Origin of the sequence: Blautia sp. HCP3S3_D9 (assembly GCF_052063845.1) — a bacterium.
Taxonomy (GTDB): Bacteria; Bacillota; Clostridia; order Lachnospirales; family Lachnospiraceae; genus Blautia_A.
On sequence record NZ_JBQHWS010000050.1, the window covers coordinates 1 to 15,162 of the forward strand.

11 protein-coding genes are annotated in these 15,162 nt (G+C 41.7%); all 11 read right to left on the reverse strand.

The features are described from left to right. A partial coding sequence (locus tag ACTNES_RS10990) for an amino acid adenylation domain-containing protein (RefSeq protein WP_441039273.1) occupies positions 1 to 1,311 on the reverse strand: 1,311 nt, incomplete at its 3' end. Positions 1,312 to 1,399: 88 nt separating this feature from the next. Continuing rightward, on the reverse strand, positions 1,400 to 3,145 hold the full coding sequence (locus tag ACTNES_RS10995) for an MATE family efflux transporter (RefSeq protein WP_300336153.1): 1,746 nt from the start codon (positions 3,143 to 3,145) through the stop codon (positions 1,400 to 1,402). Between the two features lie 355 nt (positions 3,146 to 3,500). After that, positions 3,501 to 4,490 carry a guanosine polyphosphate pyrophosphohydrolase gene (locus ACTNES_RS11000; protein ID WP_216460373.1) on the reverse strand — a complete coding sequence of 330 codons (990 nt, stop codon included), beginning with the start codon at positions 4,488 to 4,490 and terminating at the stop codon, positions 3,501 to 3,503. Positions 4,491 to 4,738: 248 nt separating this feature from the next. After that, positions 4,739 to 6,529 (reverse strand): flavin reductase, encoded by a 1,791-nt coding sequence (locus ACTNES_RS11005; RefSeq protein ID WP_291814326.1) that lies wholly within the window; start codon positions 6,527 to 6,529, stop codon positions 4,739 to 4,741. 308 nt (positions 6,530 to 6,837) lie between these two features. Then, complete coding sequence (locus ACTNES_RS11010) at positions 6,838 to 7,998, reverse strand: M20 metallopeptidase family protein (RefSeq protein ID WP_291814324.1); 1,161 nt, start codon at positions 7,996 to 7,998, stop codon at positions 6,838 to 6,840. A gap of 65 nt (positions 7,999 to 8,063) precedes the next feature. Further along, positions 8,064 to 9,380: a serine hydrolase gene (locus ACTNES_RS11015; protein ID WP_291814322.1), complete on the reverse strand. Its 1,317-nt coding sequence runs from the start codon at positions 9,378 to 9,380 to the stop codon at positions 8,064 to 8,066. Between the two features lie 152 nt (positions 9,381 to 9,532). Then, positions 9,533 to 11,401, reverse strand: coding sequence for a DNA helicase RecQ (recQ, locus tag ACTNES_RS11020; RefSeq protein ID WP_291814319.1), 1,869 nt, complete (start codon positions 11,399 to 11,401; stop codon positions 9,533 to 9,535). Positions 11,402 to 11,558: 157 nt separating this feature from the next. Next, positions 11,559 to 12,908 carry an MATE family efflux transporter gene (locus tag ACTNES_RS11025; protein ID WP_291814317.1) on the reverse strand — a complete coding sequence of 450 codons (1,350 nt, stop codon included), beginning with the start codon at positions 12,906 to 12,908 and terminating at the stop codon, positions 11,559 to 11,561. Between the two features lie 69 nt (positions 12,909 to 12,977). Then, positions 12,978 to 13,502 carry a GNAT family N-acetyltransferase gene (locus tag ACTNES_RS11030; protein WP_216460367.1) on the reverse strand — a complete coding sequence of 175 codons (525 nt, stop codon included), beginning with the start codon at positions 13,500 to 13,502 and terminating at the stop codon, positions 12,978 to 12,980. A gap of 251 nt (positions 13,503 to 13,753) precedes the next feature. After that, entirely contained in the window at positions 13,754 to 14,410 is a 657-nt protein-coding gene (locus ACTNES_RS11035; RefSeq protein ID WP_216460366.1) for an SDR family NAD(P)-dependent oxidoreductase, read from the reverse strand. Positions 14,411 to 14,618: 208 nt separating this feature from the next. Beyond that, entirely contained in the window at positions 14,619 to 15,119 is a 501-nt protein-coding gene (locus ACTNES_RS11040) for a sensor histidine kinase (protein WP_291808006.1), read from the reverse strand. Positions 15,120 to 15,162: the final 43 nt, after the last annotated feature.

Genomic DNA, 15,162 nt, shown 5'->3' on the forward strand with positions numbered 1-15,162 from the left:
TCCCTCGAAACTGTTGATCACTTCTTCAATTTCTCCAAGTTCAATTCTCAGGCCACGCAGTTTGATCTGATTATCAATTCTTCCGAAGAATTCAATTTCACCGTCCGGAGTGATCTTTGCAAGGTCACCTGTTTTGTACGCTCTTTCACCATTCAGTTCAATAAATACATCTGCTGTTTTTTCAGGCAGATTGATATAGCCTCTGCCTACGCCCAGACCTGCAACTACCAGCTCTCCGGTTTCTCCGTCCGGAAGAACTCTATTTTCTTTATCAACAACGTATACCTTAACATTACCGTTCGGAGCACCGATGGTAATGTTTTTGCTGTCAGTGATCACTTTCATTGTACAGCTGATGGTTGTTTCTGTAGGTCCATAGCCGTTCATGATATGCGCATCCGGATTTACAGAACGGATCTTGTCATAAAGTGCAGGTGGAAAGGCTTCTGCTCCTACGTCAAAAACTTTGATCTGCGAAGCTGCTTCCTGAAGCTGTGGCAGATCGATCATGTTTGAGAGGTAGGTAGGTGTTGTTGTCATGATATCAACTTTGTTTTCTGTGATCACTTTGCCAAGCATGATCGGATTCTCAATCTCCTCATCACTTGCGATCACCGCTGTCATTCCATTTGTGAGAGGGATAAACTCTTCCAGGACAGATACGTCGAATGTCATAGCTGCCATGGAAAGGGATACACTTCCTCTGCTTACATAACCGTAGGTTTCCGCGTTTTTCGGATCTGGATTTACAAAATTGGCAAGGTTGATGTGTTCGATCATCACGCCTTTTGGTTTTCCGGTTGAACCGGAAGTATAGATACAATAGCAGAGATCATGTTCCCCGATCTCTACATCCGGATTCTCTGCATTTTTGTGTTCAAGAAGTTCTTCCAATAACAGGATGGTGCATGGAAGCTTTGTAAACAGTTCATGGTGTTCCTTTTCTATTTTCTTTGTTGTTATGATAAATGGTGCTCCTGCATCTTCAAAAATAAACTGGATTCTGTCGTCCGGATAATCCGGTGCTGCAACAGCAAATGCACCTCCGGCTTTCAGGATACCCTGGCGCACTGTGTAAAAATCGCAGCAACGTTCCAGCACAACTCCTACAATGCTCTCTCGCTTTACTCCTTTTTCGATGAGCGCATTTGCAACTCTGTTTGCCCGCTCATTTAACTGGGCGTATGTAAAGCTTTCTTTTCCTGCGATCACTGCACATTTGTCAGGATGAAGTTTCACCTGTTCTTCAAACAGTTTTGTTACAGGCTGGAACTTAAAATCAAAACTGCTTCTTTCGTTAATGTCAGACATTTTTCTGCACCTCCTGCTATTATATTGTCATAAGCATATTTCTCTCATACGACTAAAAGCTTTTGTTGAAAATTTTTTGTATCTCTTGTTAAAAAGAGATAATTGTATTATTCATATCAATTGCACGGATATAATCCATTGATGTTGAGATTTTCTTTACAAGCTCGATTCCGTGGATATCGAAATCCTCACTGTCATAGCTGTATTCCAATGGATTAAAGTTCACTCCATTGTCTCTTATTCTTAATCTGCAGGTATCATCTTCCAGACAGAGATTGATATCGATCCAGTTGGAAGTTTTTCCACCGAATTTAATGATGTTTACGGTCATTTCTTCTGCACATACAGCAGCAAGATTTGATTTCTTTGCAGATGCTCCGTTTGCTTTGCAGAATTCCATGATTTTCTTATTCACATTCTGTGCTTCTTCCATTGTACTTTTAATGGAGAAATCCAGATTTGTTCCCGGGTTTTTATCCGGAACAATATAGAATGTTGAGTTTTTGTGCTTGATCTTTCTGAAGATCCAAGCCGCGATCACGGTTATGATCTCTGTCGCAACAAATCCGACTGCAATTCCATTAATACCAATTCCGTCAATCTGTTTCCAGATATAAATTCCCACATATGTTGCAGGTAAAACTGCCACTGCATTCTCAAGGAATGTAACGAAACTTGCAATTGCTGTTTCTTCTATGGATTCATAATAGCTTACGATAAATTTGTTCCAGAGATACGGGATCACGCATACGGCAAAGAGACGCAGTGCAGAAACCATATGTACTCCCAGTTCTCCTCCATCACTTCCGAACAGGATTGTGATCTGTTCAGTAAACAGCATGATAGCCACAAATATGACCGCCAGCACTATATAACTGTATTTCAGCATCTTTTTGCAGAGAACACGGATTCCTACATAATCTTTCTCTCCAAAGAGAATTCCTGCAACATTCGGGATCACACCGATGATTCCTCCTGTCAGCATTTCAACGATCAGCAGAACATTATCGCAGACAGTAAATACTGCCATTCCCTCTTCGCCGATCTGATTCATAATGATCGTATTCAGCCCAAGTGCTTTTATAAAGTTGGCTGCCATGAAGATAAGCATCGGCACGCCTGTCACAATGGCTTCTTTGATGATTCCAAAATCACTGACTTTCATCCTGACAAACTGGATGTTTCGTTTATCAGAACGAATGTAACGTACAAAAACTACCATTGCGATCAGGAAACCAAGTACCGTTGATAAAGATGCACCTGTAACTCCCAGCGGCGTAAATCTGAGGAAGATGTAGTCAAGCACAAGGTTTATTACGTTGGCTGCGATCAGATATACAGATGCCAGTTCCGGGTGGTTCTCAACACCAAGATAACTTACCATCATCAGACCAATTCCGATCACCGGAGCACCAAGCATGCTGACGCGGATATAATCTCCTGTATAGGTTGTCAGAACACCGTCTCCGGATACCAGAAGTCTGGCGATTGGTCCTGCTGCCGGGAATGCGCAGATTGTAAATAAAAGTCCTACTAAAAGAGTCACTGCGAAAGTAGCTGTGAACAATTTCGATGCACTTTCCTTGTCACGTTTGCCGAGCATGTTTCCGACGGCTATAGAGCCGCCGACTCCCAGACAGTAACCGGTAAGCTGAACGATCGTCTCTACTGGAAGACTCATTGTGATCGCAGACATTGCTTCTACACCGATCAGATTACTTACAAAAATCGTATCGACAATGTTTCCTAACTGAAGTGCCAGTGACATCATAATTCCCGGAATAATGTACTTGTTCAGCTTTGCATTCAGCAGTCTGTTATTTGTCTTTTCCATTCTTTTCCCCCTTTTTCTGCAGTAATGTTTTTATTATTGTTCACAAGTCAACCATTCATTGCATCTTTAGGTACATTAGCTGAAGACGTTGTGAATAATAATGTATTTTGGGGCTTCATACTCCCAATTATTGTATTTATTTTACCATAATAGACAATTTTTTTCGGATACTCGGAGTGAATTGCATGTATACGGTGCGAATTGCAGATATATGGCGCGAATTGCAGATCACTAATCAGATAATTCAGGATAAAGCTGTTTTTTCATGAAATTTATGCAGGCAAGTATGAAAAAGGCCGCTTTCTTTGCTGAAAATCATATTCAGTAGTGAAAGCGGCCACATATAAAACAAATGTCAGTCGATCAGATCATTCTGGAATCTTGACAGATGTTCATAAGGCAAAATAAGGCGTCCTCTGTACAGTCCACATCCGTCATTGATCAGACTGTTATTCACTGCTGCAAACATGTTTACATCCAGCTTTGACAGATCCAGCGTCTGCAGGCGGATTCCTCTCTCATATGCATCATCGAAATATCTGCATTCTCCCTGAGGAATGGCATCCCGTCTTGCGCGTTCGCTCTCCTGCTTTTTTTCGTATCCAAGATGGTTGGCAGCACCGATCTCTGCTACATCATCCATGTCCTTTGTCCGGATCTGTACTTCCAGATAAGATCTGGAGCTATTGTCGTAGAATGTAATATGTAAGGACTGATAGTCAGAATCTTTTTTCTCAGAAATATAATCTCTGTAATAAGGCTTCGCAAGTTCATCCATCAATTCAGAATGGCTTACTTTCACCCCGTTTGCAGGCTCCGCGGTAAATCCCCGTTCCTCCAGGAAACCCGGAAGTCTGTTTGCAATATCGTACAAATATTTCAGCTCTTCTGTCTCTCTGTCCTCACCTGGTTTCAGATGACATTTCGGCAGTGAGATCACGATGCGGTATGCGATCAGATCACGAAAACAGCTCAGTTTATTCTTCAGTTCTGAGATAGGCGGATAGGTTCCGTTTTTCGTGTAGTAATCGTAAATGTATTCTACAATGTATCCGTTAAATTTCTCTTCCGCGCGGATCAGAGATTTAATACGTCCTTTCACTGTAAAAGCCAGAAATGGATATTCATGAGTCATATATTTATAAAACTCTCTGATTTTCTGGGACTGTGCTGTCAGGAAATCGTTATGTTCAAGCAATTCCTTGATCTGGATAAGAAAATTACAGTGGATCAGATCAATTTCATTGCGGTTTTTCTTTGCATCTTTTCGCAAGTCTTCAATATATCTCTGTAAAATTTTCAGTACCGTATCACCGGAGTATAAATAATCATTTAATGTTATCATAAGTATGTCTTGTGCCTTCCCTTTACTGGTTGTTAAAATTTACAAAAAATTTTGTAAATTTTTTGGTTACTTCCTATTTTATCAGACTCTGGGAGATTATCAAGGAAAATCCCGCTATTTATTTTCTTTAACTAATTATTTTAGTACACAAAAACAGACGGCTTATCTCACCGTCTGTTTCCTATTGTTATTTCTATTTCACTTCACTTTTACTCATATCCAGCTGGTATTTGAATCTGCCCGAAAAATTATCCGATCGGCTCAAAATCTACTGCTCCATGTTTGCAAAGCGGGCAGATGTAATCTTCCGGAAGTTCATCACCTTCATAAATATATCCGCAGACTTTACATACAAAGCCTTTCTTTCCTTCTGTCTCTGGTTTTGGTTTTACATTCTTCTGATAGTAGGTGTAGCTCATAGTCTCCTGGTCGTTTACCACACGGGCTTCTGTCACGCTGCAGATAAACATTCCATGAGTTCCAAGGTCTACATACTGCTCTACTTTCAGGGACATGAATGCGTTGATGTATTTATCCAGGAATACCAGACCGTTATCGGAACGGTTCACTTTCTGCCCTGCAAATTTGTCTGCACTTCTTCCACTCTGGAAACCGAACTGCTCAAATACAGAGAATGGTGCTTCTACAGAGAGACAGTTTACATTCATCACACCAGTCTGTTTGATAACATGGTGGGAATAGTTTGTCTTATTGATATTAACTGCCACACGGAACGGAGAGTCTGTCAACTGTGTAACTGTATTGACGATCAGTCCGTTATCCTTCTTGCCATCATTGGATGTTACTACATACAGACCGTATCCGATACGGAATAATGCTGTCATATCATTCTTATTTGCCAGCTCATCATTCTTTGCAATGTATTCCTGGCAGAGTTCAGAAGCCATTGCTTCCATCTGATCTTTGTTATCCTGATTTACTGCAGACATGATCTTTACAGTCGTATCCAGCCAGTCAATCTTCTTGCATTCAGAAAGCATCGTTTTCATCACTTTTGCTGCCAGAGGTGCCCAGGAACCATTCTCGATCAGACCTACTGTGCGGTTCTGGAAATTATGCTCTACAAGGCGAGTGATAAAGTCATTCATAAATGGATAGATTCCTGCATTATAGGTAGTGGTTGCAAGCACCAGTTTGCTGTAACGGAAAGCATCGCTGAGCGCCTGAGACATATCATCTCTTGCCAGGTCATAGACAACTACTTTCGGACATCCTTTGCTCTTTAATTTCTCAACAAACTGATTGACTGCTGCTTTTGTATGTCCATATACAGAAGTGTAGGCAACTACAATTCCCTCTTCTTCAGGTGTGTAAGAGGACCAGGTATCATAAAGTCCGATATAATGTCCCAGATTCTCTGTGAGTACAGGACCATGCAATGGACAGACGATCTGGATATCCAGTGTTGCTGCAACTTTCAGAAGTCTCTGTACCTGTGCGCCGTATTTGCCTACAATGCCGATAAAATATCTTCTTGCTTCATCGTCCCAGTCTTCTTCTACATCAAGGGCACCGAATTTGCCAAATCCGTCTGCGGAGAAGAGAACTTTATCTGTGCTGTCATAGGTGACCATAACTTCCGGCCAGTGTACCATTGGTGCAAATACGAAAGTAAGGTTATGATTTCCAAGACTTAATGTGGAACCATTCTCTACTTCCAGTTTCTGTCCTTCCAGATCCAGTCCGAAGAAGTTCTTGATCATAACAAATGTCTTCGCATTGGCTACTACAGTTGTACCCGGATATACTTCCAGGAAATTAGCTACGTTTGCTGCGTGGTCCGGTTCCATATGCTGCACGATCAGATAATCTGGTTTACGTCCGTCCAGTACCTGCTCCAGATTGTCCAGCCATTCGTGTTTGAAATTAGCATCTACAGTATCCATAACTGCTACTTTCTCATCCAGAATCACATAGGAATTATATGCCATTCCGTTTGGAACTGCGTACTGTCCTTCGAATAAGTCTACCTGATGATCGTTTACCCCAACATATTTGATCGTATCTGTAATCTTCATAATTTCCGCGCCCTCGATTCTTTCTTAATATAGTGTGTTCTATAAACTCTTTTGTATTCATGTTTTTGTTTCCGATCTTATTTTATACCATTTTAGTACAGTTTTCAAGTCTTTTTGGGGAAATTTTCTCAAATTATAAAAAACGTCTGTGATAAGACGCTTTAGCAACATACATAAGCCCTCTCCACTGTAATTCAATGCGGTCCTTCCCGGATGACTTTGTATGTCATAGCAATATTATGGAATAATTTTTTATGATATAAAAAACAGCGAAGCAGATAAAATTCATCCACCTCGCTGTCTATCTTCTATAACCTTGTAATAATCTTATATAGTGCCTCTACACTATACGGCAGTATCCTCTCATCCAGCTGAAATTTCGGATGATGCAGAGGATGTTCTTGTCCCGGAATCCCTGCAAGAAATACGGAAAAAAGTCCTCTGGTCTCTTTGAAGTATCTGTAGGCATTATCCCCGGATAAAAACAGTTCATCTTCCCCTTCCAGAACAAATTTGTCTCCGAACACTTCCTCTCCCACTGCTTTTGCAGTCTCTACCAGTTCATCATCGTTGACAAATGCATACACTGGATCTTTTGGAAATTCCATACAGATCTGTGTTCCTGTCTGCTGTTCGATCTTCTTCAGACATTTCTCCAGTTCCTGTTCCAACGCCATATATGTTTTCTCATGAACAGCCCGGATGTTTCCATTCAATACTACATGGTCTGCAATGATATTTGTATATTCACCGCCATGGATCGTACCGGTTCCTATAATATATTTACCTGCATTAGGATGCTGTTTTCCGAAATTCTCACTCAGATCATGAATGGCATTTACCACCTGGGATGCAGCATAGATTGCATCAATTCCCTTGTCTGCCTCACACCAGTGGCTTGATTTTCCATGAACATGTATCTGCATGCTGTTGATCATCGAGGATGCCTGTCCCTGATGCACTGCCATTCCCAGTGTCATATCTGCAGCATAGTGAAACATCAGAAATGCATCTGCTTTTGGATTCTCCAGTGCTCCTGCCTGCAACATCCTCTTTGCGCCTTCACCAATCTCCTCCGCAGGTTCAAAGAGGAAACGCAGCCTTACCGGAAAGTTCTCCTGTTCCTCTGCCACAATCTTCGCCAGGATCAATGCTGATGCAAGAATACAATCATGTCCGCAGGCATGCATACATCCCTGATTCACGGACGCATAAGAAAGCCCCGTCTGCTCTTTTATAGGAAGTGCATCCATTTCCGCCCGGAGTACAATGAGTTTCTCCCGATCTATCAGGGAGGGAAGTTCTGCGATCAATCCCGTAGGTTCCACAGGTTTGATCACATATCCCAGTTTTTCCAAATATCTTCGGATATATGCCGATGTTTCCACTTCGTGGAGTGCAAGCTCTGGGTGCTGATGAAAATGGTGTCTCAGATTGATCAGTTCCTCTGTATAATTTTGGATATTCATACTCCCTCCTGTTTTTACCCCGCCAGACATATGATTCATGTACGGTTCTTATTGATTTTGGTAAATCAGTTATTCAATGCCCTGTAAATTTTTGAAGACAGTGCGCGGATACCACTTACTCCGCTTCCCTCATAAGTCTGCGCAAAAATGCAGACAACATAATTTGTCTTTTTGCCGTAAACTATTGCCACGTCATTCTGGCAGCTGTCGTTTTCTCCGGTTTTGTTTGCGCATTTTGTTCCTGCCGGAAGTCCTGCCGGGATTTTCCATCTTCTTGTCTGTCGCAGCAAAAGATTTAACATCTCTTTTGAATATTTCGCAGACACACACTGGCCTTTATAAATTTTCTCCAGAATCAGTCCCGCATCTTTTGCAGATGCCATGTTTGTCTGACCATCCCAGGTAAAGGAAGAACTGGAAGGATGAAGACTGCTGTGGCATCCTGTTTTGGTACATCCCACTTTCTTCAGATATTGGTTGATCACGCTGCATCCATTTGTAAAGCTTCTGTAGGAACTGTTTCTTCGAACCAGTTCATTAAAGGATTCATTGTCGCTGACTGTGATCATGTCTTCCAGCAGACTGTTCACGCTGCTTGTCTTCTGAATTCTTCCACTTTTAATACCATCATAAGTTGCAGCCATTGTAAACAACTTGATTACACTGGCCGGCTTCATTGCTTTATCATTAATGGAAATCACATCACCTGTTTTGAGGTCTTTAACATATACAGACCATTCTCCGCTGTATCCATTGATCATTGACTGCAGCTGCTTTTTCAGACTACTCAGAGACATTTCTTCTTTTTTACATTTGCGGCCATCACAGTCCACATAACTGCCATCCGGTGTCTTCATATTCTTTGCAATCTGACCGTCACCTTTCAGATAATACCCCTGCACCCATGTATTTACATACATTCTTCCAGTTCTGGAAAGATAATATTTCTTTTTTCCAATCTGAGTCCAGCCACGCTTATTTACCCAGATTTTTCCGTTCTCTCCTCCGAAGTAATATTTTCCTTTAAAGCGTGTATCCATGATTTTGGTATCCAGCACATGAAATGTTCTTCGTAGATCCAGGATTCCTTTTTTATTAAATGCATAATAGCCGGTTGTGATATCGCTTCCTTTGGTCGTTTTCAGATACACAATCCTGGAGGATAAAATCTGTGCATCCTCCTCTTCATCTCCTGTTGTAAGATGCCAGAAATCGCCCTGCTTCTCCAGTACTGCTTTCACACTTCCGTTTACTTTTGCTGAAATTTCTTTCTTCGCTGCTGCCTGGGCCTGTACAGAAATTGCAAAAAAGCAGAATACCGCAAGCATGCAGACCAGAACTTTTGTGATTCTTCCTGTTTTCTTCTCCATCTTTATTTCCATTTCTCGTTTCCTTCTTTTGTTTCCTTTTCTTGTTTTTTTCTTTCGTTTTCCTGTGATTCTTTTATTTCATGATATCAGAGTCAAAAAGCCGTTCGTGCTTGCACGATAAGGCATTTGAACTTGGGGTCCTAACCTCATTTCATCTGTATGTCTCAGGATTCAGGCATACTCAAAACTGCATCAGGGCGGTCTCTGCAGAAATTCTGAATTTCTTCCAGAAATCTCTGACCATATTTCTTTAACTTATTTTCTCCCACACCGGAAACTTCCAACATTTCAGATTCATTGGACGGCTTCTTCACACACATATCGATCAGCGTCTTGTCACTGAATACAATATATGGCGGCATGGACTCTTCCCGTGCGATTTCCAGACGCAGTTTCCGCAATGCTTCAAATAAATCATAGCCTGCAGATGTAAGTGCATCTGTACTGCGTTTTCGGACAGATTTTGCGGTCTTTTTCTTTTTATCCGGCTCTTTTTCTTCATAAGTACGCATGACTACGTGCGTATTTTCATCTTTTAAAGGAGTAATATTTCCCAGTCTCAGAACACTGTAACGTTCCTGTGTCTGGTATAAATATCCCATTTCTACCATCTGGTTGATCAGGGTTCTGAGTTCTGCTTCGCTGTGATCACTCAATGCACCATAAGATTTATACTTATCTGTTCCGAGTTCCCGCAGGCGTGCCCGCTTTGCCCCTATAAGTGTGCCCAGTACGATTGTCAGTCCGTATCTTCCTCTGGTTTCTGCCACGCAGTTGACTACCTGTTTTGCTTCTGCTGTCATATCTACTTCATGGTATTCCCGATGACAGTTTCCACAATTGTCACATGGACCTGATGTCTCCTCCCCGAAATATTCCAGAATATAATTTCTCAGACATCCTGTTGTCTTACAGTAGCCTTCCATGATCTGAAGTCTGCGGATATCCCTCTGACGGATCAGATATTCATCGTCCTCCTCCACATCAGAGAAATCTTTGTTATCCAGAAGCATCCTGTTGATCATTACATCCTGCGGAGAAAACAGCAAAATGCACTGGGAATTTTCCCCGTCACGACCTGCACGTCCTGCTTCCTGATAGTAATTCTCCATGCTCTGCGGCATATTATAATGGATCACATAACGCACATTCGATTTATCAATTCCCATTCCAAAAGCATTCGTCGCCACGATCACCGGCGTTCTGTCATAAATGAAATCGTCCTGGTTCTGCTTTCTGCTCTCATTGTTAAGTCCTGCATGATATCTGGTAACAGGAACACCTTTTTTGAAGAGCATTTCAAACAGGTTATCTACATTCTTTCTTGTTGCACAGTAAATGATTCCACTTTCTGTCGGATGTTTCTCTATATATTCCATCACAAAGTCATCTTTACGGCGGATATTTTCTACACTGTAATATAAATTCCTTCTGTCAAATCCGGTAACAACAACTGCCGGATCAAACAGATTTAAGGTACAGAGAATATCATTCTTTACTTCTTCTGTGGCTGTCGCTGTAAATGCGCTGACGATTGGTCTTTTGGGAAGATTACGGACAAATTCTACAATTTTGAGATAGCTCGGGCGGAAGTCCTGTCCCCACTGGGAAATACAGTGTGCTTCGTCCACCGTTACCATAGAAATTTCTACATGTCTGGCAAATTCCAGAAATTCGTAGTTTTCCAGACGTTCAGGAGCCACATAGATGATTTTGTATCTTCCCCCAGCTGCCAGATACAGAGCTTTGCTGATCTGATTTTCCGTGAGGGAAGAATTAATAAATGCAGCATGGATCCCCGCCTCATTCAGGGCTTTTACCTGATCCTGCATCAGAGAGATCAGCGGGGAAATTACAAGTGTAATGCCCGGCAGCATAAGCGCCGGAATCTGATAGCAGATAGATTTACCTGCTCCTGTCGGCATGATTGCAAGCACATCCTGATGTTTCAGGATGGACTCCACAATACTCTCCTGCCCTTCTCTGAATGTATCGTAGCCAAAATACGTCTTTAAGGTTTGTAATGCGTTCAACTTTTTCTCACCTTCCATTCAGTTAAGTTATTATTTTGCGGAATATAGTCCATAATACGGTCATTCATCCGCTGTATTTTGTTACTGTTCACTCCGTTTTCAATAATACGTTTCGCAGAACAGCAACTGTATTTTTTTTCATTTTATCACAATTCTTCTAATGCGTCAGGTCTTTTACCCATTTATATTTTCGAAAATGATACAGCACCCACGGCAGTTTACCAACCTCATCAATGCAGGTACATGCATATACGAGCACTACAGGCCAGTGGAAAAAGTAGGTTCCGGCTACAGCCAGCGGAATCGCGAGACACCACATGCATACAGCAAGGCTGTACATATCAAACATGGTATCCCCACCGGCTCCAAAGATTCCGTTGATCGTAACATCATTCACTGCGCGTCCGATCATATAAACTGCAATCACTGCAAACATTCCCTTCAGATATCCTGCTGCCTGCGGTGTCAGTTTCACAAAATGTAGAATAATCGGTGCCGATATCACCATCAAAAGTGCCATAGCAGCTCCACATACCAGTGAAATCTTCAGTAGGCGAATGCCGTAAGCCTTTCCTCTCTCCAGATTTCCGGCTCCCAGTTCATTTCCTACCATAATTCCAGCAGCACTGGAGATTCCGGCACTGAAGCAGCAGATCATATCTCTTACAACCGCTGCAACTGAATTAGCGGCAGCAGCATCTACTCCAAGATGTCCCATAAAGGAAGAATAAGAAGTAAATCCGATTCCCCAGAAAAGGCATGCTCCCAGAAGCGGAAGTGCACACTTTCTGAAATCCTGTGATAACTGCTTATCTCTCTGGAATAACTGATCCATATTCGGATGAATATATCCTTTTCGATAGGAAACAGCTACGGAACATCCAAGTTCAATAATCCTTGCGATCAAAGTTGCTACTGCCGCACCTCTTACTCCCATCGGTGTAATCCCCAATGCACCATAGATAAATACTGCATTTAGAATAATATTGATACATACAGTCGCAGAACTGATCACGGCGGTTGTCTTTGCATGCTCACTGGTCTTCATGATAACGAGGTAACACTGTGAAATTCCTGTAAGCAGATAGGAAAATCCTGCAATTCTCAAATAACTGATACCATAGTCAATCAGTACACTCTCATTTGTAAAGATCAACATGAGATATTTTCCGAAGAAAACACATCCTGCAAAGAATATTACGGATACCAGTCCACATAAGCGAAGTGCCATACAGAAGATGGCATCCAGAGTCTTAATGTCGCCTTTTCCCCAGTACTGTGCACCCAGAATTCCGAGACTTGCAGTTGCTGCTGACAGAAACATGTTCTGGATAAACTGGATCTGTGTTGCCAGGGAAACGGCAGACATATAGTTCTGATCCATTCCTCCAAGCATAAATGCATCCGCTACTGCTACCAGAGCCAGCATCAGATTCTGCAGCACGATAGGGATCATCAGACTCCATAATTTGTTGTAAAATGCATGGTCTTTTTCTCTTTTCATCATTTGCTCTTTCTATATTATTATTCGGGCAGATAAAAATATCCGCTTCACTACTTACTTAATCATTCAAAGTTACAATTCATATAACATATCATGCCATTCTTCGCCACCCCATGAAGAGCCTGAGATTCCCAGATCCTTGTATCCCATTTTAGTGTACATCTCCACTTTGTTATCCAGACAGGTAAGAAAAACTTTCTCTCTGCCGTTTTCTTTCTCTCTTCTCAGATACTGATGCATCAGTTCTCTTGCGAGTCCCTGCCCTCTGTATTCCGGCAGTACGTCAAGCCCCAGAAGCATAATGTTCTTTCCATTCCGGTTGTTTAACGTAACATCTGTGAAAAATTCATCACGGAAAACTTCCTCATCTGTTGCGCTTCCATTTAAAAAACCGGCTATTTTGCCAGTCTTTTTATCCACTGCGACCAGAAAGAGTTCTGAAACTTTCTGTATTCTTTCTGTCATATGCTTCTCTGAGCACGCCTCATTTGGCGGAAAACAGATCTGTTCTATCTGTACTGCCTGATCTGTTTCTTCCGGTCTGATATTACGGAATTCATATTTCTCCATAATTGTTTCACTGATAAATTCCTTCATTTCTTTTTCCTCATCCAAAAATTATTCTAATACTCCCTTTTATCAACTTACTGACCGCACAAAGAAAAGTAAAGCTTTTCGCAGGGCGTATTCATTTCATTATACTGTAAAATATTCGATTTCTCAATGAATATTATCGCCGGAACGAATAAAAACAGAGATACCTGCTTTTTACAAGTATCTCTGCTCGCTATTGGTAAAACAGATAAAATTCTCCTCTTTGCCCCTTACCTGATCTGGTTAAACAATAACTACTCCTCCGGCCATACAAAATGCGCATTTCCCGCTTCCAGACCATCTATCAGGATATTCTGTCCGGTGCAGAAACGGTTTGTGACTGTCATAAAATAGGCCCAGTCTGCAGCTTCTTCTACTGTCATCCAGCGTTTCAGAGGGGTCTGCTCCATGATCTCGCTCCACAAAGCTTCATCCTCCATAACCGGTTTATTCAGTTCCGTCAGAACGCCTCCGAAATCAAGGCTGTTGCAGGTTGCTCCATATTTTGCAATGCGGAGAGCAACATTCTTTGTATAGGAAAGGACTCCTCCTTTACTTGCAACATATTCCGGAAATTCAGAACCGTTATGCCCACTGGCAGAACCAATCATAAGGACTGCTTTAATCCCCGGATGTATTCCATATTTCTCGGTAATGGCAATCGTTCCTTTTAAATTTACATCGATATCCTCTTCGTTCTGCACCCCTGCATTGTTGACCACAATGTCAAATGGCTCTAATTCCGGATACTGCGCCTTATCGCGGATATCCATACAGATATGTGTATAACTCTCATGCTGTATGGATGCTTTCCTGCGGTCAATCCCGATAACTGTATGTCCTTCTTTCAAAAATTTATCTGCAATACCCTTTCCAATCCCGGAATTTGTACCCGTGATCAGTACTCTCATATTCAGATCCTCCATTTTTCTGCCTGTGTATTCTTGTATTTATTTAATCTTATCATATTCCCCTGAGAAATTATCCTCGTGTTATTCCTGCGTTTTTGATACATTCTTTGTCCTATGTTTCTTTGCCTCATACAGACTCTCATCAGCACGGGATAATGCATCATGTAGTGATATTTTTTCATCTGTTTCCCGGGCAGAACAACCAGATTTACATCTGCTTCCTTTGCTGCATCTGGGAATCAAATAACACAAATACTGACTGCTGAAAATCATGAATATTCTCAGCGGATTCATCCAGCCGTTCTTTTCCGCTTTCAATCCTCGCTACTTCCAAAACATTGTTTATCAGTGACAGCAGGAATTCATTGGAAGTCTTGATCTTGGCTATGTAATCCAGCATTTTTTCTTTATCATCCAAATGTTTTTCCAGAAGATCTGTAAAACCAATGATCGCATTCATCGGTGTACGGATATCATGGGACATATTAAACAGAAAATCTGTTTTCGCTTTACTTGCAGCTTCTGCTGCAACATATGCTTTCTGAAGTTCTATTTCCTGCAGACGTTCTTTCCTGACTGAAAAGATATTGCTGAGCGCACCTACGACTGCTGTACGCTGCCTCAGCAGATACTGATCTTTTCTGCCCATCCCTTCCCCATCAGGTGTTGATTGTTCCAGGAACTGACCACTTAACATCTCTTTATCCATATCTCATGTTCACCCCAGTATATTTTCTGAAGATTATATTCCT

What these genes read in the sequence shown, in the direction of transcription:
- ACTNES_RS10995 (WP_300336153.1), bottom strand. Translation starts at nt 3,145, where the DNA reads ATGGAAAAGACAAATAACAGACTGCTGAATGCAAAGCTGAACAAGTAC.
- ACTNES_RS11000 (WP_216460373.1), bottom strand. Translation starts at nt 4,490, where the DNA reads ATGATAACATTAAATGATTATTTATACTCCGGTGATACGGTACTGAAA.
- ACTNES_RS11005 (WP_291814326.1), bottom strand. Translation starts at nt 6,529, where the DNA reads ATGAAGATTACAGATACGATCAAATATGTTGGGGTAAACGATCATCAG.
- ACTNES_RS11010 (WP_291814324.1), bottom strand. Translation starts at nt 7,998, where the DNA reads ATGAATATCCAAAATTATACAGAGGAACTGATCAATCTGAGACACCAT.
- ACTNES_RS11015 (WP_291814322.1), bottom strand. Translation starts at nt 9,380, where the DNA reads ATGGAAATAAAGATGGAGAAGAAAACAGGAAGAATCACAAAAGTTCTG.
- ACTNES_RS11025 (WP_291814317.1), bottom strand. Translation starts at nt 12,908, where the DNA reads ATGATGAAAAGAGAAAAAGACCATGCATTTTACAACAAATTATGGAGT.
- ACTNES_RS11030 (WP_216460367.1), bottom strand. Translation starts at nt 13,502, where the DNA reads ATGAAGGAATTTATCAGTGAAACAATTATGGAGAAATATGAATTCCGT.
- ACTNES_RS11035 (WP_216460366.1), bottom strand. Translation starts at nt 14,410, where the DNA reads ATGAGAGTACTGATCACGGGTACAAATTCCGGGATTGGAAAGGGTATT.
- ACTNES_RS11040 (WP_291808006.1), bottom strand. Translation starts at nt 15,119, where the DNA reads ATGGATAAAGAGATGTTAAGTGGTCAGTTCCTGGAACAATCAACACCT.